The sequence below is a fragment of the bacterium genome (assembly GCA_037128595.1).
Taxonomy (GTDB): Bacteria; Verrucomicrobiota; Kiritimatiellia; order CAIKKV01; family CAITUY01; genus JAABPW01.
Window position 1 is genome coordinate 1 of the sequence record JBAXWB010000002.1, and the last position, 22,222, is coordinate 22,222.

Annotated in this window: 20 protein-coding genes; 1 reads left to right on the forward strand and 19 read right to left on the reverse strand. The window is 58.6% G+C overall.

Annotation, left to right across the window (positions count from 1 at the left end):
• Positions 1 to 41 precede the first annotated feature (41 nt).
• The 3 genes from WCS52_01015 to WCS52_01025 form a co-directional block, all read right to left on the reverse strand.
• Entirely contained in the window at positions 42 to 2,531 is a 2,490-nt protein-coding gene (locus tag WCS52_01015) for an immunoglobulin domain-containing protein (GenBank protein ID MEI6165752.1), read from the reverse strand.
• Positions 2,532 to 3,012: 481 nt separating this feature from the next.
• The gene (locus WCS52_01020) at positions 3,013 to 3,345 is read right to left on the reverse strand and encodes a hypothetical protein (protein MEI6165753.1); all 333 of its coding nucleotides are present in this window, start codon (positions 3,343 to 3,345) and stop codon (positions 3,013 to 3,015) included.
• A gap of 22 nt (positions 3,346 to 3,367) precedes the next feature.
• Positions 3,368 to 4,006 carry a hypothetical protein gene (locus WCS52_01025; protein MEI6165754.1) on the reverse strand — a complete coding sequence of 213 codons (639 nt, stop codon included), beginning with the start codon at positions 4,004 to 4,006 and terminating at the stop codon, positions 3,368 to 3,370.
• A gap of 224 nt (positions 4,007 to 4,230) precedes the next feature.
• Between WCS52_01025 and WCS52_01030 the strand changes: the two genes are divergently transcribed.
• Positions 4,231 to 5,079: an ATP-binding protein gene (locus WCS52_01030; protein MEI6165755.1), complete on the forward strand. Its 849-nt coding sequence runs from the start codon at positions 4,231 to 4,233 to the stop codon at positions 5,077 to 5,079.
• 15 nt (positions 5,080 to 5,094) lie between these two features.
• Here WCS52_01030 and WCS52_01035 read toward each other — a convergent pair whose 3' ends face one another.
• From WCS52_01035 to WCS52_01110, 16 genes are all read right to left on the reverse strand, one after another.
• On the reverse strand, positions 5,095 to 5,655 hold the full coding sequence (locus WCS52_01035) for a manganese efflux pump MntP family protein (GenBank protein MEI6165756.1): 561 nt from the start codon (positions 5,653 to 5,655) through the stop codon (positions 5,095 to 5,097).
• Complete coding sequence (locus WCS52_01040) at positions 5,652 to 6,287, reverse strand: HAD-IIIA family hydrolase (GenBank protein MEI6165757.1); 636 nt, start codon at positions 6,285 to 6,287, stop codon at positions 5,652 to 5,654. The genes WCS52_01035 and WCS52_01040 overlap by 4 nt, the downstream gene beginning before the upstream one ends.
• A gap of 21 nt (positions 6,288 to 6,308) precedes the next feature.
• Positions 6,309 to 6,515 (reverse strand): ferritin family protein, encoded by a 207-nt coding sequence (locus WCS52_01045; protein MEI6165758.1) that lies wholly within the window; start codon positions 6,513 to 6,515, stop codon positions 6,309 to 6,311.
• Positions 6,516 to 6,551: 36 nt separating this feature from the next.
• Entirely contained in the window at positions 6,552 to 7,109 is a 558-nt protein-coding gene (locus WCS52_01050) for a hypothetical protein (GenBank protein ID MEI6165759.1), read from the reverse strand.
• Entirely contained in the window at positions 7,106 to 8,488 is a 1,383-nt protein-coding gene (gene miaB / locus WCS52_01055; GenBank protein MEI6165760.1) for a tRNA (N6-isopentenyl adenosine(37)-C2)-methylthiotransferase MiaB, read from the reverse strand. The genes WCS52_01050 and miaB overlap by 4 nt, the downstream gene beginning before the upstream one ends.
• Complete coding sequence (locus tag WCS52_01060) at positions 8,489 to 10,336, reverse strand: hypothetical protein (GenBank protein ID MEI6165761.1); 1,848 nt, start codon at positions 10,334 to 10,336, stop codon at positions 8,489 to 8,491.
• Complete coding sequence (locus WCS52_01065) at positions 10,333 to 12,186, reverse strand: DUF4340 domain-containing protein (GenBank protein ID MEI6165762.1); 1,854 nt, start codon at positions 12,184 to 12,186, stop codon at positions 10,333 to 10,335. Before WCS52_01065 ends, WCS52_01060 begins: the two co-directional genes overlap by 4 nt.
• Complete coding sequence (locus tag WCS52_01070) at positions 12,183 to 14,441, reverse strand: Gldg family protein (GenBank protein ID MEI6165763.1); 2,259 nt, start codon at positions 14,439 to 14,441, stop codon at positions 12,183 to 12,185. The genes WCS52_01065 and WCS52_01070 overlap by 4 nt, the downstream gene beginning before the upstream one ends.
• Positions 14,438 to 15,163 carry an ABC transporter ATP-binding protein gene (locus tag WCS52_01075; GenBank protein ID MEI6165764.1) on the reverse strand — a complete coding sequence of 242 codons (726 nt, stop codon included), beginning with the start codon at positions 15,161 to 15,163 and terminating at the stop codon, positions 14,438 to 14,440. The genes WCS52_01070 and WCS52_01075 overlap by 4 nt, the downstream gene beginning before the upstream one ends.
• A 92-nt stretch (positions 15,164 to 15,255) precedes the next feature.
• Positions 15,256 to 16,512, reverse strand: a complete 1,257-nt coding sequence (locus tag WCS52_01080) for a competence/damage-inducible protein A (protein MEI6165765.1) — start codon at positions 16,510 to 16,512, stop codon at positions 15,256 to 15,258.
• A 6-nt stretch (positions 16,513 to 16,518) separates the two neighbouring features.
• Complete coding sequence (pdxB, locus tag WCS52_01085; protein MEI6165766.1) at positions 16,519 to 17,679, reverse strand: 4-phosphoerythronate dehydrogenase PdxB; 1,161 nt, start codon at positions 17,677 to 17,679, stop codon at positions 16,519 to 16,521.
• Between the two features lie 37 nt (positions 17,680 to 17,716).
• Positions 17,717 to 18,547, reverse strand: a complete 831-nt coding sequence (locus WCS52_01090; protein MEI6165767.1) for a TatD family hydrolase — start codon at positions 18,545 to 18,547, stop codon at positions 17,717 to 17,719.
• Positions 18,541 to 19,137: a guanylate kinase gene (gmk, locus tag WCS52_01095; GenBank protein MEI6165768.1), complete on the reverse strand. Its 597-nt coding sequence runs from the start codon at positions 19,135 to 19,137 to the stop codon at positions 18,541 to 18,543. Before gmk ends, WCS52_01090 begins: the two co-directional genes overlap by 7 nt.
• A 25-nt stretch (positions 19,138 to 19,162) precedes the next feature.
• On the reverse strand, positions 19,163 to 20,047 hold the full coding sequence (locus WCS52_01100) for a YicC/YloC family endoribonuclease (GenBank protein MEI6165769.1): 885 nt from the start codon (positions 20,045 to 20,047) through the stop codon (positions 19,163 to 19,165).
• A gap of 4 nt (positions 20,048 to 20,051) precedes the next feature.
• A protein-coding gene (prfB, locus tag WCS52_01105; GenBank protein ID MEI6165770.1) for a peptide chain release factor 2 occupies positions 20,052 to 21,177 on the reverse strand; the annotation gives its coding sequence in 2 pieces (ribosomal slippage) (positions 20,052 to 21,107 and positions 21,109 to 21,177; 1,125 coding nt in all).
• Between the two features lie 117 nt (positions 21,178 to 21,294).
• The gene (locus WCS52_01110) at positions 21,295 to 22,221 is read right to left on the reverse strand and encodes an energy-coupling factor ABC transporter permease (protein ID MEI6165771.1); all 927 of its coding nucleotides are present in this window, start codon (positions 22,219 to 22,221) and stop codon (positions 21,295 to 21,297) included.
• Position 22,222: the final 1 nt, after the last annotated feature.

Here is a 22,222-nt window from a genome sequence, read left to right on the forward strand (position 1 = left end):
CCTCACCTTGGTCTTTTCCTTTCCCAAAGTGACAACCTATTTCAGGACGCGACCGCAATCCTCTGTCCGTTCGTCACCACACTCCCGCCGGAACGTAGCGTTCCCGTTCCCGGCACCGTGGTGATCATGACGGCAGCCAAGGCGTTGGCCGGAGCGTCGTTTGGATCGGTGAAGCCAAAGTCCGCCGTCGCGAACGTGTATGGCGTGTCTTCCACCGTGGTCACCGTGTTGGAGGTGCCTACGGGGGCGTGGTTGACAACGGGTGTCACCTCGAACGTGTTGGTCACATTGGGGGCGGCGTTCCAGTCCGTGTCACCTGCCTGCGAGGCCACGATACTGACGATGCCCGTCCCGCTGAAGGTCAGGTTCGTGCCGCCTGTAATGATTGCCGGACCGCCATTGGTTGTGAATGTCACGCTCAGGCCCGAGGTGGCCGTCGCCACCAGCCCAACGTGGTTGGTGGTCAACTGGTCGCCGATGTCCGGAAAGGTGATCGTCTGATCGGCCTTGGAAACCGTCAGAGTGGCGACAAGGCTGGTTGCACTGCCATAGGGACTGGCAACCATCACGGCGTAACTGCCGGCGTCGCTCAGGGCCGCACCGGAGATCGTGTAAGTCACATTCGTGGCGCTCACGACATTGGTGCCGTTCTTTTGCCATTGATAGGTGAACGGACTGTCGCCAGTGACAGCGGCCATGAAGTTGGTCGACTGACCGAACGTAACCGTCCGGTTGGATACGGACACCGCCGGCAAGGCGACTGCGATTGCCAGAGAATGGCAAGCCGTCGGTGCTTTGGCCATTACAGCGGCCAGCAGGTTTCCAGAGACCTGCACCGGCCGATTGGTATCGGTCATCGTGCCGTTGCCCAACTGGCCATCGATATTGTTGCCCATGCCCCACAGTGTGCCGTCCGCCTTCACAAACAGGGAGTTATTCTGGCCGCCGGCCACGGCCGCTACGTTGCTCGCCACCTGAATTGGCCGGTTGGTGGGATCACCCGTCGCGCCATTGCCTAGCTGGCCTTTAGTATTGTTGCCCACGGCCCAGAGCGTCCTGTCCGCTTTCACAAACAGGGAGTGAGAATAGCCGCCGCCCGCCGCCACCACGTTGCTGGCCACCTGTACAGGCCGGTTCGTGGAACCACCCGTCGTGCCGTTGCCCAACTGGCCGGAGTTATTCTCGCCCATGGCCCACAGCGTGCCGTCCGCCTTCACAAACTGGGAAAACGCATTGCCCCCGGCGGCCGCCGCCACGTTGCTGGCCACCTGAACAGGCCGGTTCGTGGAACCACCCGTCGTGCCATTGCCCAGTTGGCCGTAGTCATTGGCGCCCATGGCCCACAGCGTGCCGTCCGCTTTCACAAACAGGGAGTGAGAATAGCCGGCTGCCGCCGTCACCACGTTGCTCGCCACCTGTACCGGCTGGTTGGTGTCGGCTGTCGTGCCGTTGCCCAGCTGGCCAGAGCCATTGGCACCCATGGCCCAGAGCGTGCCGTCTGCTTTCACAAACAGGGAATGAGAAAAGCCGCCAGCCACCGCCAGCACGTTGTCCGCCACCTGAACAGGCCGGTTCGTGGAACCACCCGTCGTGCCGTTGCCCAACTGGCCAGAGCCATTGTAGCCCATGGCCCACAGCGTGCCGTCCGCCTGCACAAACAGAGAATGACTCCAGCCGCCAGCCACCGCCACCACATTGTTCGCCACTAGAGCAGGCCGGTTCGTGGGACCACCCGTCGTGCCGTTGCCCAGCTGGCCGGAACCATTGCTGCCCCAAGCCCGCAGCGGCGCATTGGGCACGCTCAGGCTGGCCGGCAGACTGATAGACATTCCGACCGAGTTTGTGATCACCACAGAGTAACTGCCGCTATCGGTGAACTTGAAGGAAGAAATACTCAACGTACTGTTCGTCTGACCGGAAAGGATGACTCCGTCCTTGATCCATTTGTAGACAAACGGCCCTGTGCCGCTGTTGCTGACGCTCAGACTGGCCAGCTGGTCAACCGCGACCACCGCGCTCACCGGCTGGGCTGTGATGACGGGGGTAGTTGCGACCGGCCCCGAACCCGCGAGTTTGACCGTGTAGGCCCCGGAGGCCGAGTTGTTGATGACCAGCGAGACGGAGTTGCTGCCGCTGGCGGGCGGGAGGTAAATCACCTTGAAGGGCGTCTTTGCTCCATACAAAACTGACGAGGGGATGCCGGTGAAAGTAAAGCCCGGTCCGTTCGTGGTCCAACTGCTGATGGTGAGCGGTGTCCCGTCCCCATCGTTACTGACATACAGCGTGTTGGTGTAGGCGTTCCCCGGCACGCACGCCCCGAAGTCTGTACCGTTGACCTTGCTGGCCGCCGCGCTGCTGACGATGGTCGTGGTTCCGTTTGTGGCCCATACCGTGATGGTTGCTCCGCCCGACGTTGCCATCGTGGCTTGCGGCAGCAGCAGGCTGAGACAGAAAGCGACCCCGGCCAAGGGAAGGCCTATGCAACGAGTATAAAACGCGTGAACCGATAACCGTCCGGGCATGTTTGTCATAAAGACCTTTCTCTAAAAAAACGGAAAATTGATCACACGATTGCGAAGTCGCATGTCAGAAGCGTTAATTGATACCAGTATTGAATACTTTTGTATGCAAGCCATGTGGCTGGTTTTTGTGTAAGGAACGCCTTACAGGAATGGGGTTTTGTAGGCGCTACCCTTTTTTAAGTCGTCGGGAATGCTTCACCGATCACACAAAGCATGTTCCGAGTGAAGGTACTCCATGCGTGGAGTAGGCCAATGATGACGTAGATCAAACGGGGCGGTACGCGAGCTTTATCTTAAAGGGCGCATTACCGAGTTATAACTCTCGCTTGGGAATGAACTTGAAATGATGTTGGACAAGAATTGATTCATTGTGGGAGGGGCGCTACGCGCCGCGACAGGCTCAACGGGGCGACTGAGCAGTCAAGTTCGCCGCGCATAGCGCGCCTCCCACAAGAAGAGCAATCAATTGAAATACTCATGGCGCCCCCCGTCATTCCTTGATCGCGATCTTCATATCCTTTTTCCACCCCTTGTCATCAGTCCAAACATTCCCATGATCGTCGCGATACTCAAACGTGAATATGACGAGCCCCGCCCATTCCCCACTACTGCGGATGCGGCAATCAAGGATGAGCCCTCCGCAAAACGAAGGTCCACTCTTCTTCTTGTGAAAGAAAATTGAACCGCCTATGAGTGGCTTGGCGTCCGCTTCAGTGAGCGGCCAGAAACCGCTTTCCCACACCTTCCCCGCCGCACCCAGCTGACTCAAGTAGTTCCTTTTGTCATGCTCGATTACGTGGATACATTTGATTTCAGGTTTCATGGTGATGGATTCGACCCAACGGCTACCCTCGGTGCCCTACCGGTGTAGGACTGGGTTGTGTGGTGCTGGTGGTGCAAGGAGGCGGCACCACAATGATGATGGGCGGATGATGCTTTGAGATCTCGCTGATAAAGTCCAACACAACGGATGCCTTTTCCGCGAGATTCTCCAATTTCCCGTGTTCATCCTCTTTCGCCAGGATTTTAGCCTTGTCGTTGATCACGTTCAGGCGATCGACCAGTTTATCCATCTGGTTCAACGTTTCGCTTGTTTTAAGGACTACGTTTTTCGCATTCAACCACTCCGCTTCCGCTGCCTTGATTCTTTTCTTATCACCATCTGAGCGCGCGTCCTTCAGCGCGGCTTCCGCCTTAGCCAGTGCCTCACGCGCCGTGTCTGCAGTTTTCTGAGCCGCCTCACGGGCCGCCAAGCCCTTCTGGTAGATGGCCTCAATTTCATTCAAGTACTTGTCGTCCGGTTTCGCTGCGGGTGATTCCGGTTTTGCGTCTCTTGCCTCTGCAACGGCAGGCCCCAGAATGGTCCCAGCCAGCACCAGGACCACCAGGAGCGGTGCCAAATGCCGTTTCTTTACCCGGATCTCCTTTTGAAAAAGTCCCTCAATCAACATATCCTGAACAAAAACTTTAATGACAAAAAACATGAGCCCCTCTTTCCGTCAATTAATAGATTAGGTATACAATGACTCCCTTTTTATTGTTACACGCAAACCCGGATTGTCACTAAAGTCGTGTCCTGAAAATTGCGTAAGCCATTGCCTACACAATGGTAAAGACGTGGGCAGCGCAAAAGACCCTGGCTTCGTAGTTGAAAGGATTTATTTAGGATTAACAGTAGGCCTCGTTGGTGTATAGTCTGAGCTTCCTTATGAATCTGTATCTGATTATATCCATTTCCGGAGGCATGCTCCTGCTCATCGCACTGGCGTGGAACTGCCGTCAGGCGCTGACCAAGGTATTGTGTCGGGGACGCCTCACCGCCCTGACAGAGGAGATTGCGAGGGCCAGACAGGTTCAGGACGAGTTACGCCAGGAAAATCAGAACCTCAGTGCTGTGATCGCCAGTCGAGAGGCAGAACTACGGGAGGCGGTCAGGTCCGCACTGAGCTCAACTGAAGACGAGATGCGACGCGTCGGGCAGGAAATCCACGATAGTCTTTGTCAGGAACTGGTCGGTCTGCTCCGGATGGCCGAGAACCTCGGCTCTCAACAGTCGCCCCTTATGACCGAGCAGATCGCCTATGCCCTGCAAGTCGCCCGGGGCATCTCCTATAATCTGACGTTGCACGAATTGGAGTCTCAATCCCTGCCGGATGCGCTAGCCCTGTTCGTCAGTCGATTCAATGGTCTCCCGGGCACCCTGCTGGAGCTTAACTGTGATGCCGACCTGATGACCTTCACCCAGGAGGAGTCCAGGCACATCTACCGGGTGATCCGGGAGGCGGTGGTAAACGCCATCCGCCACGGCAAGGCCCGGCACATCTGGATCGACCTGGTATTGGAAGGGCGGCAAATCATCGTCTCGGTATCCAATGATGGAGCCCCGTTACCCGCCGCCTCCGCCCAGGTGCAGGGGATGGGTCTTAAGCAAATTATGATGCGCGCCAACTTATTGGATGCCCGGTTCACCTTGACCACCAATAAACTAGGGAAAACCATTGCGGAACTGGTCATTCCGGCCGACCAACTGGAGAAAGACCTGTGGGCACGACGGTAAAAGGGGCGTGCCTCCCTACATCATCAGATGCTGGATCAGGATCTTGAGGCCGATGCCGATGAGAACTAACCCGCCGAAGATTTCGATTTTCTTTTCGAAGAAATGCCCGAAGGCATCCCCGATATAAACGCCCGCCAGACAAAGGGCAAAGGTGACGGAGCCAATCAGGACGATCGGGGTGATGATCGCCACCTTGATCATGGCAAAGGTGACCCCCACGGCCAGGGCATCAATACTGGTGGCAATGCCTAACACGAGTAGAACAGCGATTTTAAGCGGATTGTCGGCCTCCTCAGCCCCTTCCAGCTGAAACGCCTCGTAGATCATCTTCCCACCAATGATGCTTAACAATACGAAGGCGATCCAGTGATCTACATTGCAAAGCACTTGCTGGAGCCCGAGTCCGGCAAGCCAGCCGATGACCGGCATCACCGCCTGAAAGCCGCCAAAGGTCAGGGCAATCAGGAGGGCATGCTTGAGCCGGAGATTTTTGATGGCAATGCCGCTGGTAACAGAGACCGCAAAGGCATCCATCGCCAACCCGATAGACAAGAGCAGGATTTCAATCAGACTCATATAATGTCCAATAGGGCCTCAAACGTGTCACAGCGCCGCGTGGGGGTTTCATTACCAGGCGTCCCATACCCATAGGTGACAAACACACTGTTAGCCCCGGCACGGCGGGCCGCTTCCAGATCCGTGTAATTGTCCCCTACCACCCAGGTATTCTCCGGCGCGACCCCGGCGCTCCCCATCAGGCTCTCAATCATGTCAGGCGCCGGTTTTAACACCGGACAACGTCCCGCCGCCATCACGGCCATAAACCAATCGAAAATCCCCAGGTGAGTCAGGATCAAATCGCAGGATTCCGCCGGTTTGTTGGTCGCCACCGCCAGACGATACCCCCGCTCACGCAAACGCGCGAGCCCCTCATGCACTCCGGGGTAAAGCGCCGTTTTCTCAACGGCATGCGCCAGGTAAAGCGGCATCTGCACCTTCAAGGCGTCATCCACATCAATCCCGGTTCCCTCCAGCGCTCGGGTAACCAGCATTTTCACGCCATTGCCCACAAACCCCCTGATGGTCTCGAGCGCCAACGCAGGCAGCCCGAAATGAGCGCGCATCAGATTGACCGCCGTCGCCAGATCCATGCAGGAATCCACCAGAGTTCCATCCAGGTCAAAAATAATTAATTTTCCAGGTTCCACGTCGAACTCCCTGTCTCGCCTCTAACCCAGGTTCAACTTCACGATCTGTTTTTCAATCAACCGGATATGCCGCTGCTCCTCTTCGCATAAACCTTCCGCCAGCTCACGAATGAGGGGCGTTTTGACATGATCCCGCACCGAAGCATAAAAATCATGCGCCGCATGTTCTCGCTTAAGCGCCTCTTGAAGGATCTCCATGGGCGTCGCCAATCCATAATTCAAGTCCATATTCCCCCTTTTCCGGCCGGGGCCGGATGTGATTCGTCAGGTCGAACGCGCAAACACCGTCACCCCCAGCACAATCAGAATGCATCCAACCGCCATCCCTGCCACCCCTGCCAGCCGGCAGCGCGCGTCCGTTCCACACCAGCGTTCTACCGCGTGCCGGAACCGGTAGGGAGACAGCACTAACATCGTCCCCGCCACCACCCAGACATACGCCAACCCCGCCAACAGCCAGGTCGCCCGGGAGGCCGAAAGGCATTGGATGCTCAAGACCGGGTTGGCGACCAGTAACAGCAGTCCACCCAAGGCGCGCGGAGCAAGCAGTTCATTCATAAACATCAGGACCAGGCCGATAACCACTGGGGTAAGAATCCAAAGCAGCCATTTATAATCCCCGATGAAATTTCCCAAGGGCATGTTATTGACCTCCCACGCGGACCAGACTAACGCCATGGCGGCCAGAACGGCCCCTATCCAGAAATTACGGGGAAACGCCTTGAAGCCCTTCCTGACAAGCTGCGGGGCCACGACCAGGGGCAGATGCCCCCCCACATAGATGACTCCCATCCAAAGCGATAATTCCGATAATGACATCATGACGTCTTAACCTCGATTAGTGATCCGTATAACGTTTGAGCCCCAACCTTTTCAATATGGACGCTGACTATATCACCCACCCGCACCTCTTCGCTAGGGTCAAATATGGTGATTTTATTCGTGCTCGACCGGCCGGCCCAGCGCTCCTTATTCCTCAAGCTGGGCCCCTCCACCAACACCTCAACGGTCGTTCCGATGCAAGCCCGGTTGAGGCCCTCGCCCAGCACATCCTGATCGGCCAGAATGATGTGATTACGCCGCAATTTCTCTTCAGCCGACACATCATCCTCCATGTCGGCGGCCGGGGTCCCCTCGCGCGGGGAGTACTTGAAAATGAACGCATTATCAAACTGGGCGGCCGCCATCAACCGGCGCGTGGCCTCAAAGTCCTCCTGCGTCTCACCCGGAAACCCGACAATCACATCCGAGGTCAGCGCCAGGGTGGGCACGGACTCCCTCAGTCGGCGTACAGCGGCAAGATAGTCGTCCGCCGTATACCCGCGACGCATCAGTTTCAGGATCCGGTCAGAGCCTGATTGAACGGGAAGATGGAGATGGTCGCATACCCCCGGGATCTCGCCCATGGCCCGGGCGATTTCAGCACTGCAGCCGGTGGGATGCCCGGACGTAAAGCGAATCCGGCGGATCCCAGGCACCTGGCTCACCGCCTCCAATAACCGCGGGAGAGGCTCCACGAAGCCCCGTTCCGACCGGTGCGCCTCGGCCCACACCGGATTCTTTTTCCCATAAGACATCACACTCTGGCCCAACAGGGTGATTTCACGGCATCCCTGTTCCGCCAAGGCCCTGACTTCCCGCAACACGCTTTCCGCAGGGCGGCTCCATTCTGCACCGCGCACCGTGGGCACAATGCAATAGGCACAATGGCGGTCGCAGCCCAATAAAATATTCACGTACGCCGAAAGCGAGCCGCCCAGATGTCCGGCGAGCGCCTCGGCTTCCCGGTCGGCCTCCCCGGTGTCCACCAGGGGCCCGTGCCCGGCCGCCACCGCCTCGATCATGGCCGGCAGGGCATTCAACCGGTGCGTGCCCACCGCCAGATCCAGCCCCTTGACCTTTTTGAGGATCTCCGGGCCCAGCCGCTGCACCATACACCCCACGGCCCCGACCATCAGGCCGGGCCGCTCCCGTTTTTCCACCGCCATCAGCCGGAGTTTTCCCAGCGCCTTTTCCTCGGCCTTTCCCCGGATACTGCAGGTGTTGACCAGAATGACATCCGCCTCCGCTTCACTGGACGACAATTGATATCCATGCCGGACTAGCAGGGCGCCGATCGCCTCGCTGTCGCGCTCATTCATCTGGCACCCATAGGTTTTGATATGAACGGTTCGCACTCGATTATCTGATGGTCTCATCATTCAGTCCTTCTTGAAATGGGACACAGGGCGCCATTCCGGTTTCTCAAACGTTCCGGTCAAGGCATACCCGCCCGGCCACGCCGGCGCGAGCAACGAAAATGCAGCCCGCCCCCTGGCATTGGTGTTTTTTGATAGAGCCGGGGTGATCAGCCAGTTCAATGAGCCATCAAGCCCGCACCCCCCCTTTGCCGCAAGCTCCACCGGACCGGCTTCAATCACCAGATCCTGGCTGGTAATGTGATGATCACCAAGGGCAAATGAGAATCGGGCTTCGGCCGGCAGATCCGCCAGATCCAGTCCGCGTGATGCCGCCCCCCACTCCTGCACCCATCGGGACGTCAGGGGACTTTTCAGCAGCCGGGCCTCACGCAGGGTTAATGCCCCCTGCCCCACCAGGTTCGAGCCAATCCCGCCAATCTCGAGATTCCCGAAGAGCTTCCCCCCCACACGCCATACGGGATTCGTGCTGACCCACTGCAGCAATTCATCCGTGTCGGCATTGATGATTTCCGCCTTCACGTCCGTGGTCCAATGCGCGCCTGATTTATCCGACACCATGGTGGCGCCGCCCCCGACAAACCCGCCGCCGATATTCCCCCGGAAGTCAGAAAACGAATGGGTAAACCCGCGATTTTTATAATCGAAAGAATAATTACTGACCGTCATCCCCTGATAACCGATTTTAGTCCCCTCCACCCGCGCCTCGACTTCAGACTGTTCCGGACAGGAATATCCCATCCGCCCTGTTGCCACCAGTCGGGCCCCCTCCTCAAAATTCCAGGGGGCAAGCAGGGACTCTTTCATGCCCACCAGCCGGAGCACCGATGACAAACTGACTTCTGATCGCACCTGGAAATCAGACGTGCCGGAATTAAAATCAAATGACACCTGTCCACTCGCCTGCCGCCCGCCAATCGTGAGGCTGAAGGGATCCAAACGCAGCCGGTTCGTGCCATTGCCAATCACCACCTCACCATTGATGTTGGCAAAGCCAATGACCGCGCCCCGATAGGCATAATTCGACGCTTGAAACCGGCCTCTGGCCAGCACGGAAAGGCCGGGTTTGGAACCGATGTCGAAGGTCAGTTCCAGCCGGGGAGGGACGGTCGGAAACGAGAACCGTTCCAACTCCCCAACCGCCTGCGGGTAAAACACCTTGCAGACAGGAATCAAGGCACGGGGGTCGAACGACGTGGCCAACCGGCCTGTCAGCGTGCCCTCAGGCCGCCAGGCCAGTGCGCCATCAATCCTGCCGGAATGCAGTTCCCGTCCTATTTTACCGGAGAGTCGCGGCAACGAGACGCCTGCTTCATTGACCTGGACGGAGGCCCTGACCTGATCCACCCAAACGCCCATGACATCAAAATTAAAAAAGGCGACCTCCAGGTCAATCTGGTTAAACGCCCCGTCCTGATGCCATGGGGCAGTCCCCATCCCTGAGCTCCCCCGTGCCCCCTTGAGTCCCGGTTGGGAGGCGCTCCATAAAGGACGCAGCAGGCCATCCGACACCGTTAGTTCCTTGATCCGGCTACGCCCCGCCCTGGGTCGTTCGAACAGATGATACAACACGCGACATTCCCGCGCCTCGAGAAAGGGGGGGCCGGGCAACCCTTTCCGGTACACCGTGAGGTTCCGGGCGTTCAGTCCCCCACCCAGGTCCAGATGCACCTCATGGGCCTGAATAAAATAATTGCCGCTATTGGCGTCGGCCAGAATCCAACGGGTGAGAAAATCAGGAAATCCGAGCACTGCCAGACCGAGCACCAGCGCCAGACCGCCCACCAGCAGGCCCACCAGCCAATGCCGATACCGTGTGAGCCCTGTTAACCCTGTTGAAATCCAGCTCATCGCATTTCAACCAAGGGACGCGACAGGGCCTGCGCCATCTCCTGTTTAAGCACAAACACCACATCCTGCCCCTGGATCATCGAGTACACGCCATTCGTTCCGCAGGGACCACCGATGAGCACGGTCTTTTGAATGCCACTCGCACCGGTTAATCCAAAGGTCACCCGTGGCGATGACTCATCAATCCCATAGGCCAGAAGGTTGGTGGCGTTCATGGACTCAATCCGCTCCGCCCTTAGTGAGGAGGCCAGGCTCAATAATTCAGGAATGGCCCCTTTGCGAATCTGCCCCTCCGGGGGCGAGTCTGCAAGCCAGAGCCCATCGCTCCCGACCGATACGGTTTCCTCCCGGCCATTCTGGGCCAGGGTGACGCGCCGGACTTGATCAGAGGGAAATTCAAACATTCGGCAATCCATGTAGGGACGGGGATCACTGAGCGAACGGGAGGGTTGCGCTCCGGGCCATACCGCGCTTAACTCGCGAGGTTGAACCTCGGTCACCATCTTTGTTTCTTCACAATAGACCTGATTATTGGCTCCGGCTGCGACGGGAACCGCAAACCGGTAGCTCCAGCTGGTCCCCTTGGGGGGCGTTAAGGGCGGGGGAGTATTAGTAACCAGGCTTGAGGGCAACTCCGTGGCCAGGGCAAGCCGACAGGCCGGTGTGGGCGGGGTGCCCCCGGGGGCAAGGGTGGTCCCGTTACCTGAAGACTCCGCAATTTTCAAATTACAGATCGCCCTCAGAAGACCGCCCACCGCCTGGGAATCCGCCTTGAACCGGAAGGGTTCACGGATCATCCAGCCCGTCTTCTCCTGTTTTTCCAACACTAATTTTTCATCACCCTCACGCAACATGATGGAAACAATCGCCGCGGGGTCGGCATTGCATAAACGGCGGTCCCGCAACGATTCTGCCTTAATGGCCTGAAAGGCGAGCACCTCACGATTAATGGAGCAAAGGGAGGACACATCGCTGATCCGGGCATAGATGAGATCCGGCAGGTCTTGCCGGGCCTTCCCCACCGTTAACACCAGCGGGGCGCGCCCTCCTTCGGGAGTCAGGGTAATCTGCATCAAGCCCTCATCAGCTGTAAGCCCATAAACGGCCGGATCGGAAGGAGCGGCCACAGCCCCAAACGCCTCAACTTTTAAAGCCATCAGCGACTGGATCAACTGTTCGACCCGCCGGTTATCGGCCCGGGCGTCAATCGGCTGCTGAATGCGCCACTGCCCGTCCCGGAGTGCCAACTGCAGAAACCCGCCCGAATGCTTCAATTCCAGTCGCGTCACCCGTTTGAGGGATGGCGGAAAAATGAAATGGTCCCGCATTCCTTCAAAATTGATGGGCAGGATATCGGACATCTTCAAGGTCGCGCCAATGACATCGGTCCCGTTTTTCAAGCGGAGGTAAACCAGATCCCCGAGCGGAGCATCATCCCCCACCAGAATCTCATCCGCCCGCAATTCGGTCCCCACCACCAACCGGGCACGCGGGGCATCCAGACCGAAACTGGCCGCCGTCAGGCGGCGCTGCACCAGCCGTTCGGGACTGAGCGTTTCCCTGATGCGGCTGGCGTCCAATGCCTCAAGAATCTGTTTGATGCGGGCTTCATCCGCCCGGGCTTCCTCCGGTCGTGTCAACACCCATTCTCCCTCACGCCGGACACATTCAATGACGACATCCCCTGCGGTAATGGCAAGCCGGGTCACGGCTCCGGGACTCAATGGCAGCAACGGGGCTTCGATCGGCAGGGCCCGCGCAGGGGAATCGGCCGGCCGGTCGAAAACCAGGATAAACAGGGCGGTCACAACCACCAGGATTAAAATCCAGAGTGTGGGTTTCCAACTCATAGGGGCGTACGCTCCTTCCGGAAGGGGGAATGGTTCGCCCTCCGGTCCCGCCGGGTCAAGGCAACAAAGCCGCCCAGCCCGGCCAACAGCAAGGGCATGGCGCCCACGGTCAGGAAGAACGCCATCATCCGGTCGCCCGACTCAATCCGTAAATTATAAATCCCGCCTGCCGCCGCAAGCCTCGGCAGGTCGCCTCCCCGTTCCTGCAACCATTCCAGGGCATTGATAAAGAAGGCCTCATTGGCGCCCGCCAGACAGGCGTTGGCGGCGAACTGGGAATCGCCACACACCACCAGCCGCACCGGCTTGATATCCATGGCCAGCTCTGAGGACAGGCCCTTTTCGACACAGACGGCCAGCGACAAAGGGCCGGGCCGGTCATACCCCTCGTTAAAGCGGGGGGGATTCTGGTCCCGGTCCGCCTCAGCCCAGCTTTTGCCTGAACTGAACGCCAGCTCAATCACACGCGGGCGATCGGCATGGTCATTGAGGCTCCCCCGCCGGGCATTGCTGAACAGGGGTTCAACCGGACGAGGCATGTAAAAAGAGGTGACCAAGCCATCCAGATTATCAGTGATGGGATGCCGGCCATACCGGATCACCGGAACTTCCCCCATCCCCACCGCCGGCGACCGGCCCGCATTGGATATCAGCAGGGAGGAACTCTTCGAGTCAAGGATCCGTTCTTCCCCCAGCCGGATGCCCCATTCCGAAAGGAGCGCGTCCAGCCCGCTGCTGGTGCCGGAATCCACCAGCACCATCAGGCGTCCGCTGCGTGTCAAATAGTCCCTGATTTTGCCCACTTCCCAATCCGCCAATGGCCGTGCCGGTCCGGCAATGACCAGTGCCGCACAATCCTCCGGCACGGATTCTGCCGACGCCAGCAGCAGGGAACGCACCTCCGCCTGCCTTTCACGGATCATTCCGGCAATCCCGGAATAGCCGTTATAATCCGAAAAATCATCAATCCGGCGCTCATCGTGTCCGGTCAGGAAATAGACCACCGGGCCCTTCTCCTGAACCACCGACTGCAAGGCGGCAATCAGTTCGGTTTCGAGTGCCGCCCCCGGGGTGGCACCCCGCAGATCAGGTCGCGTCTCTCCAGGGGAAACGCGTTCCAGGTCTTTAATCGGCAACACCTGCTGGCGGGTCCCGCAACTCACGATCAGGACATTGGGTTGCCTGATTTTAAATTGGTTCACCAGATCACGCGTCCGGCTCAGATCGGTGGACTGGTCCACCATTTCCACATGAAGCAGAGGGTGGGCAAACCGATACTTCTCCACCACGCGTCGTGCCAGAATCGCCACCGGGTCCCCATCGGGAGACAGGAGAATCAGCCGAACCGGTTTTTTAACATGATCCAGCGTCTTGACCACCACCCCGGGCAACGGGCTGTTGCCTGCGGCACTGACATCCAACCGGACCGGATGAAGCACCGCCAGGTAATTCACCAGCCCGCCCAGCACCCACACCAGCACCAACGAGACCGCCACATTCAACACGCCGGACGTGCGACGATAGCGAGCCCATTGCAGGAGCCGGATATTCACAAACAGCAGAATCGCCATGCCGCTCAGGTAGAAAACCAGCGCACGGCTGTCGATCAGTCCGACGGCAAAACTGGAAATATGAGAGGCGACGGCCATGAGGCCAGCCGAAGCATCATCCGCCCCGCCTCCAATCCAACTGCGCAAAGAGCCCCGGAACACCAGCATCGATCCCGTGAGGAAGGTCGCCACACTGGCCGAAGTCTGCCTCCGTAGCAACTGCGACCAGGCCATTCCGGTCAGGGTCAGCAGCCCGGCCAGCAGCACGAGGATCAGCACGCCGGAGAGCCACATGCCGGGATCCACGCCACGCCAGCCTGGATAAAGCCCTCTCAAAATCCAGGGATAGATCACCGCCGGCACCGCCAGCAGTAAAATCAATACAAAGCCAGCCCCGGCTTTGGCGAAAACGACCTCGACCTCACTGACGGGGGCGGTCAACAGCAGCTCCAGCGTGCCCCGCTCCTGCTCATCGCCCAGCAGCTTTACGGATACGGCTGACGCCAGCGCTAAAAATGCCATCCAGAACAACATGCCATTGAAGGTGATTTCCGTCGTCATCAACCCGCGGCCACCCATCGTCACGGCAAACACCCAGAATACAATCCCCGTCACCAGGAGATACCCCGCCCCCATTAGGAAAAATGAAGGAAGCGAGAGCCAGGATCGCAAATCACGCCGGCAGAGAATACGGATCGCGTTCATTGGAAAGTGCCTCCGGTCGCAGAGGCCCGGACCACCTCTGTCAGCGTTCGGACCCCGAACTGCAACACGAGTTCCGCCGCGGACCCAAAGGCCAGGACCCGGCCTTTCCCGAGAATCATGATCCGGGAGCCAAGCCACTCGGCCTCCGCCATGTCATGGGTGGAAAAAATCATGGTTCGCTCGCCTTTCATGGGGGAAAGCAGGGCATGAATGCGTTCCACATTCATCGGATCCAACCCCATCGTGGGTTCATCAAGCAGGATCACCTCAGGCTCCCCGGAAAGACTGTCCGCCAACAACACGCGCCTCACCTCCCCCTTCGACAGGTTGCCCATCAGCGCGCGTTCCAGACCGGCCAACCCGCAACGCCCGACCATTTCCCTCAGGCGCTTGACCCGTGTCCGCCCATACAGTCCCCGCAGGCGTGCCCGGAACGTGAGATATTCCATCACGCGCATCTCGGGATATATGGCATCCTTCTCCGGGAGATAGCCGATCAGGCGCCGGACGGCTAACGAATCGGTGACCACATCATGTTCCGCAATCCGTACAGTCCCGCGGGTAGGCGCCATATAGGTCGACAAAATGCGAAGCAAGGTCGTCTTGCCGGCCCCGCTGGCCCCGACCAGGGCGATGGATTCCCCCCGCTTGATCTGGAAAGAGATCCCTTCCAGCGCTGTCACCGGACCAAATTGCTGCATTACATTTTCAACATCTATCATATCAACCAGACCACCCGCAAAAGATGAACAAAGGGGTTATTATCGCCACCGGCAAGCCCCCCGTCAAGCTAGCAACCGTCATAAAAAGAGGATTAGCCGGCAACCGGTTTTGTCAACTCAAGGCGGAGGAGATTGAGCGCCGTCTTGGCCGCCCGGTCCCGGATCGTGTCCCGGTTGCCGGGAAACCGGAAGCCCTCGGCGTGAGTCTCCATACGGTCCCCCACCCTGTATCCAATGGCGATCCACACGGTTCCCACCGGTTTGGCTTCGGTTCCGCCGTCGGGTCCGGCAATGCCGGTCAGCGCTACCGAATAATCTGCGGTTGACTCAGCTAATGCCCCCCCCGCCATGGCACAGGCGACCGCTTCACTCACGGCGCCTTCCTGTGCGATGACCGATTCAGGCACTCGCAATTCCCGGGTTTTCAGGGCATTCGCATACGTCACCCAGCCGCCCTCAAACCAGGTGCTGGCTCCGGGGACATCTGACAACATCTTGGCCACCAGCCCGCCGGTACAACTTTCCGCAGTCACCACCCGCGCGCCCTTTGCCAGCATGGCCTGGCCCACGATGCCCGCCAGGGTCTGCTTGCCTTCGGCAAAAACAAGGGTTCCGAGACGCTCCTTCACCAATGCCACCGTCCGGACCAGCTGTTTCTGAGCCAGATCGGCCGTTGGGGCCTCACTGCGCAACCGGATCGTCACCACCCCGCCGGAAACAGTGGTCCCCACCAGCGGGTTGCGGTCACGCCGCATCAGCTCCGCCAATTTCTCCGCAATGGTTGATTCCCCCGCCCCAAAGGTCGCCAGCAATGCCACCGCGACGGCCATGCCGGAGCCGCGATCAAAAAGAGGGAAAATATAATGCTCCGCCATCTTTTCCATCTCGTAGGGAACACCCGGCAGCGCAAAAATCAACGTCTTCCCGACCTTGAGTTTGATTCCCGGCGCCGTACCCCAGTCATTATCCAGGACCTCTGCGCCACGAGGAATATGGGCCTGAATCCGGTTGGAGGACGGCATCTCCCTCCCCAATGACTTGAAATACGCACGGATCCGCTCAAGGGACGGCGGGTGCAGATCCAGGGGTTTATTGGTGAACGCGGCAAAGGCCTGGCGGGTCAAATCATCCATCGTCGGACCCAGCCCGCCGGTGACAATAATCAAGTCCGTTTCCTCGACGGCAAGGCGCAGGGCCGTGACCGTGGCCTCCAGGTCATCCGCCACCGTTTTGTGATACAAGGGAATAATGCCACGATCGGCCAGGCGGGCACTGAGCCACGCGGAGTTGGAATCAATGGTCTGCCCGAGCACGAGCTCGTCGCCAATCGACAAAATAATCGCATTCATTTTTAATCACTCCACCTTAAAGCCAAGGTCAAGCAGGATGCGGCGCAAGGGCTCAGAACCGCCAGTCAACTTTACCGTGGTGTATTGAAATTCGCGACGTTCAGGGTAATGACTGCGTAACCGGTCAAAGTTCTTGATCCGTGCCGCATGGTCAGCAAGCGAGGAATCACGGAACCGGCGGTCATCCCCTTCAAGATCATAGACCTGCCGGACCACCTCCCGCAACACCGCCTGATGAGTCCGTCCCGCCACATCCACGGTGACTTCAGGCACCAGCGGAACCGGCATGAGGGGCTCGTGTGACCAGGTCGCCGGAACCCCCAGAAACTTACAGACTTCGCGGTAGACCATCACCGTCCCCATCACCTTGCCTTCAAAGGAATGTCCGGCGATGTGGGGGGTGGCGATATCCACCTTGGCCAGGACATCCAGCCGGTAATCGGGTTCCCCTTCCCAGGTATCAAGCACCACGTGACTGACCTGGCCCCCGGCCAGGGCAGTCAGCAAGGCCGGTGAATCCACCACCGGCCCCCGGGCCGCATTCAGGAAAATCAGCCCTTTTTTGGCGCGCCCGAAAAAGGCCGCATCCGCCAGATGCACCGTTTTATCCGGGCCCTCTTTCGTCAAAGGCACATGCACGGTAATGATATCCGCCTCCGCCAGCACTTGATCCAAGCTGACAAAAGGGTTTCCCGCCTGCCCACTGCCTTCTGCCCGCTCTCGCGGCGGGTCATTCATCAACACCCGCATACCCAGGGCGCGGGCCTTCTGCACCACCCGGCGTCCCACATTACCCACCCCGATCACCCCGATGGTTTTCCCCTCGAGGGTAAACCCGTGTTTGCAGGCCAGATAGAGCAACGCCGCCGTAATATATTCTGAAACGCTGTTCGCATTACAACCCGGGGCGAAACACCACTTGATCCCCGCCTGGTCAAAATAGAGAATATCCAGATGATCCGTACCGATGGTCGCGGTTCCAACAAACCGGACCTTGCTCCCCTCCAGCAACGCCCGGTTCACCTTGGTGGTGGACCGGAGCGCCAGAATCTCCGTCTCCTGTACATCCTCGGCCTTGATATTCCGGCCCTCCAGAATACGGGTCTCCCCCAAGGTGCTGAAGGCTTCCATTGCAAACGGCATATTTGTCGCACAGATAATTTTCATGTGATGGCTCGTTCCCGGACTTCGTTCCACGAAAGTGTTAGGTAGAGCAATGTACAGAAGATGAACCGGAGGTGAAAGCGGAAAGAAAGTGAAACAACCGACAGGCATTCGCAGAGGTTGCCACCGCTAAGGATTCAACTGACACCCCTCGGACTTTGGCAAGGAGTTCGGCCACTGCGGGCAGATAACAGGGCTCATTGGGCTTACCCCGGTGCGGGACCGGCGTCAGGTAGGGCGAATCGGTTTCAATCAGAAGCCGGTCATCAGGAATCACCCTGGCGACGGCGCGTAAGGAATCGGCATTCCGGAAGGTCACAATCCCGCTGAAGCTGATCATGAACCCCAGGTCCATCAACTGCCGGGCAAAAGGTTCCTCCCCGGTAAAACAATGAAGCACCCCGATCCGGCCCGGCTCCCCTTCCCAGGCGTCCGCATGCGAGGCTAACAGGGCGAGGGTTTCGGCATCCGCCTGACGGCTATGAATGATCACCGGCAGACGCAACTCGCGAGCCAGGGCCAATTGGGAGACCATCAATTCCTGCTGCACGTCCGCCGTTTCAGGCTCATAATGGAAATCCAGACCGATCTCGCCAATGGCGGCGACGTGTCCGGCCGGAGCCGACTGAATCAGCTCCCGGATATCCTCCGCCTTGGCGTCGGATCCGGCGAGACTGCGATCATAGGCCACCGCGGCTTTAACCCGGTCCGGATAGGCGGCCGCCAGTCGCAGGGCGGCCGCATTGGTATCGGGCTCGCATCCCACGGCCATAATCCGCCCCACCCCGGCATAACGCGCCCGCTCCATGATCCCTGCAATATGTTCAGGCGTCATGGCTTCGCGGAAATGGGCATGGGTATCAATCAACATGGCGTCCGGTCATGCTCCGTCTGGATAATGGCATCCAGTTCGATCGCGGCCTGATCGACCTCATCGTTCACCACCCGGTATTGGTATTCACGACCCCGCTCCATTTCGCCCCGGGCATTCAGCAGACGGCGTTCAATCACCTCAGGGGCATCCTCACCACGCTTGAGCAGCCGGTCGCGCAGGGTCTCAATCGAAGGGGGCGCAATAAAGATATCCACGTAGGCGCGCCCTAAGGGCCCTCCCGCGGATTGAGCGGCCTGACGTACGGCGGCCGCCCCCTGGACATCAATCACCAGCAGAACATCCTTCCCGGCCGACAAAGCGGATTCCACGTTGCTGCGCAAGGTCCCATACTGGTTACCATGGACCACCGCATGCTCCAGAAACAGGCCTTGTGAAACCCGGCTATTGAAATCAGCCACTGTCAAAAAGTGATAATCCCGCCCATCTTTCTCGGTTCCTCTCGGCGCACGGGTCGTGCAGGAAATGGAACGGGTCATATCGTCATGCCTGGCGAGCAACCGGTTACACAAGGTTGTCTTCCCGGCACCGGACGGCGCCGACATCACAATCAATAAGGCTCTTTTCATTCACGTCCTTTACCCGAACCCGGTACTACTCAATATTCTGGACCTGTTCCCGGATGCGTTCCAGCTCGGTTTTGAATTCAATCACCAGACGGGTGATCCGGACTTCATTGGCCTTGGACCCGATGGTATTGATTTCCCGGAACATCTCCTGGGCCAGGAAGTCCAGCGTCCGCCCCACCGGCTCGCGCGACTTGAATAAGGCATGGGCCTGCTTGAAATGACTCTCCAACCGCGTGATTTCCTCGGTAATATCCGCCCGGTCGGCAAACAGGGCCAGATCCTTCATCACGACCGGATCCGCGCCATCCAGGGCCACCCCCGCCTGAGCCAGACGCTTTCGCAGCGCTTCACGGTAACGCTCAGTCACCTGGGGCGCTTCCTGCCGGATGCCATCGAGATGCTCGCTCAGTTTTTTCAGCCGCCCTTCCAGATCATGAACCAGCTCCGCGCCTTCCTTGAGTCGCATGGCCAGAAGCTGGGCCATCGCCGCCTTCACCCCTTTTTCCATGACCGGCCAGACAAAATCGACATCCTGATCCATCCCGGAATAACTCACCACTTCCGGCAACGTTAACAGTAAACTCGCTGACAGATCATCTTTTAGCTTCAGGGCCTTGGCCGTCTTGCGCAGTTCCGCCGTATACACGGCGGCCAGCGCCCGGTTGACCTTCAGGCTCTTGGCACGTAACGCTTCAGAGACATGCACCACTATGGAACCGGACACCTGTCCCCGTGAGATGGACTCCTGTGCCAACTCCACAACCCGCGACTCCAGGGATTGCCAGGCCCGCGGCAGGGAGATCCGGACCTCCAACTGCTTACGATTCACCGAATTGAGCTCCACCTCGACCCGGAGCCCTTTGGCTGATGCCTCGCCACGCCCGTAACCGGTCATGCTGCGCAATGACATGGGGTCAGCCCTTCCTTTCGGATGCTTTTTCCTTCTTCAGGTACGCTTCAATGAAGCGGTCCAAATCCCCGTCCATGACGGCCTCGACATTGCTGGTCTCGGCATCGGTGCGATGATCTTTCACCATGGTGTACGGCTGAAACACATACGAACGGATCTGGCTGCCCCAGGCGATTTCACCCTTCTGTCCATAGAACCGTTCCATATCCTTGCGCTTCTTATCCATTTCCAGTTCATAAATCTTAGCCTTCAACATCTGCATGGATTTGGCTTTGTTCATGTGCTGGGAACGTTCCGCCTGACACGACACCACCAGGCCGGTCGGCATATGAGTGATGCGGATAGCCGAGTCCGTCTTGTTGACGTGCTGTCCACCCGATCCGCTGGAACGGAACGTGTCGATCCGCAAATCCTTTTCATCAATCTCGACCTCGATATCATCATCCAATTCAGCAATCACATCCAGGGACGCAAAGGAGGTGTGGCGCCGTTTGTTGGAATCAAACGGGCTGATCCGGACCAACCGGTGAATGCCCCGCTCGCATCTCATATAGCCATAGGCGAACGGACCGCGCACGGCAAAGGTGGCATATTTCAGCCCGGCCTCGTCACCCGCCTGAATATCGAGCACTTCAACCTCAAAGCCTTTTTTGGAAGCATAGCGTTGGAACATCCGGAACAGCATGTTGGCCCAGTCGCAGGATTCGGTACCACCGGCGCCAGCGTGGACAGTGACAAAGGCATTGCTGCGATCCAGGGGACCATTCAACAACGACCGTGTTTCCAATTCAGCAAACAGGACTTCGGCGCGCTCAAGGTCCTTGGCCGCATCACTGAGGGCATGATCCCGGAGCGGACCGGGCTCTTCCGCCTCGGATAACTCGACCATCAGCCCGGCTTCTTCAACCAGTTTATCAATCCGGCCGAACGGATCCAGGACCGCCTTGATCTCATTCACACGCCCGAGATGGGCCTTGGCCTTGTTCGGGTCATCCCAGAACCCGGGGGCCCCGGTCTGGGCTTCGAGCTCATTTAACGAGGCTTTGCGTTTGGCAACGTCAAAGATAACCTCGCATCTCATCGGTTTTCTCCCGCATTTTCAAAATGCGGCCCTGAATATCTTCGTTCATATTAGCTCCACTTCCACTTCACACGTGCCGCCTCCTGCGTCGCACGGTTCGCCAAACTATCATAAACTCCATGCCGGCGACAACCCCACAAGGCAGGCCCTGCCCTAAGGGGTAAATTCACGTTTTTTTATTACAGGCTTTCAGGGCCACGCCAACCAGGACCGCCAGGACCAGGGTCAGCGCCCCGCCCACTAATCCCGAGAGCGAGGTTCCGGCGCTCACCGCCGGCCATGGCTCAGCAGACGGCGGAATGTGTTGGACTGAACCGGTGACTTTGCTGATGGACCATTCAAGTCCATCTGGATGGGTGGAGGCAAACCAACTGGCGATCCCGCCCAGGATCGCCGCCGCCACTAACAGCCCCACCACCACTGACCGGCCCTTGGGTTCCTTCAACGCAACCTGGCCCCTGACCAGCGCCTCCGGTCGGGCCCGGGCCACAAACGCCACCACCGTCGCGGTGGCCAGCCCCTCCACCATTCCGATGACCAGGTGAATGGGCTGCATGATCAGGGCAAACGTTTTAAATGGCAGCTCGGAGATACCCGACAACGTTGTTTCCACGACCACCCCGAAGGCGCCCAGTTGCAGCCCGACGATCCCGGCCACCATGGCGGCGCTCCAGGCACGTTTGCCCATCCGGTCGTTACCGGCAATCAGTTTATAGACCAGTGGATAGGCGATAAAGGAGGGAAAGAACCCGAGATTGAAAATATTACAGCCTAATGCCATCAGCCCCCCATCGGCAAAAAACAAGGACTGCACCGTTAGCACCGAAGCAATGACGAGAAGGGCCGCATACGGTCCCAACAGAATTGCCAGAAGCAGTCCTCCGCCTAAATGCCCGCTTGAACCCGTTGCCGGAATTGAAAAATTGATCATCTGGGCCGTAAAGATGAAGGCCCCCAATACCCCCATCATTGGAACCAGACGGTCATCACGGGTTTCCCGGACCTTCCGGGCGCACCAGGCCATCACCCCGGCCGTTAGCGCCCACATCGCTCCGCCCACCGCGGGTGAAATTAACGCATCTGCCATGTGCATG

Coding starts and splice junctions, on each gene's coding strand:
- WCS52_01015 (MEI6165752.1), bottom strand. CDS start 2,531: ATGACAAACATGCCCGGACGGTTATCGGTTCACGCGTTTTATACTCGT.
- gmk (MEI6165768.1), bottom strand. CDS start 19,137: ATGAAAAGAGCCTTATTGATTGTGATGTCGGCGCCGTCCGGTGCCGGG.
- WCS52_01035 (MEI6165756.1), bottom strand. CDS start 5,655: ATGAGTCTGATTGAAATCCTGCTCTTGTCTATCGGGTTGGCGATGGAT.
- WCS52_01110 (MEI6165771.1), bottom strand. CDS start 22,221: ATGCACATGGCAGATGCGTTAATTTCACCCGCGGTGGGCGGAGCGATG.
- WCS52_01050 (MEI6165759.1), bottom strand. CDS start 7,109: ATGATGTCATTATCGGAATTATCGCTTTGGATGGGAGTCATCTATGTG.
- WCS52_01025 (MEI6165754.1), bottom strand. CDS start 4,006: ATGTTTTTTGTCATTAAAGTTTTTGTTCAGGATATGTTGATTGAGGGA.
- miaB (MEI6165760.1), bottom strand. CDS start 8,488: ATGATGAGACCATCAGATAATCGAGTGCGAACCGTTCATATCAAAACC.
- WCS52_01090 (MEI6165767.1), bottom strand. CDS start 18,547: ATGTTGATTGATACCCATGCCCATTTCCGCGAAGCCATGACGCCTGAA.
- pdxB (MEI6165766.1), bottom strand. CDS start 17,679: ATGAAAATTATCTGTGCGACAAATATGCCGTTTGCAATGGAAGCCTTC.
- WCS52_01075 (MEI6165764.1), bottom strand. CDS start 15,163: ATGATAGATGTTGAAAATGTAATGCAGCAATTTGGTCCGGTGACAGCG.
- WCS52_01020 (MEI6165753.1), bottom strand. CDS start 3,345: ATGAAACCTGAAATCAAATGTATCCACGTAATCGAGCATGACAAAAGG.
- WCS52_01060 (MEI6165761.1), bottom strand. CDS start 10,336: ATGAGCTGGATTTCAACAGGGTTAACAGGGCTCACACGGTATCGGCAT.
- WCS52_01100 (MEI6165769.1), bottom strand. CDS start 20,047: ATGTCATTGCGCAGCATGACCGGTTACGGGCGTGGCGAGGCATCAGCC.
- WCS52_01070 (MEI6165763.1), bottom strand. CDS start 14,441: ATGAACGCGATCCGTATTCTCTGCCGGCGTGATTTGCGATCCTGGCTC.
- WCS52_01045 (MEI6165758.1), bottom strand. CDS start 6,515: ATGGACTTGAATTATGGATTGGCGACGCCCATGGAGATCCTTCAAGAG.
- WCS52_01030 (MEI6165755.1), top strand. CDS start 4,231: ATGAATCTGTATCTGATTATATCCATTTCCGGAGGCATGCTCCTGCTC.
- WCS52_01080 (MEI6165765.1), bottom strand. CDS start 16,512: ATGAATGCGATTATTTTGTCGATTGGCGACGAGCTCGTGCTCGGGCAG.
- WCS52_01065 (MEI6165762.1), bottom strand. CDS start 12,186: ATGAGTTGGAAACCCACACTCTGGATTTTAATCCTGGTGGTTGTGACC.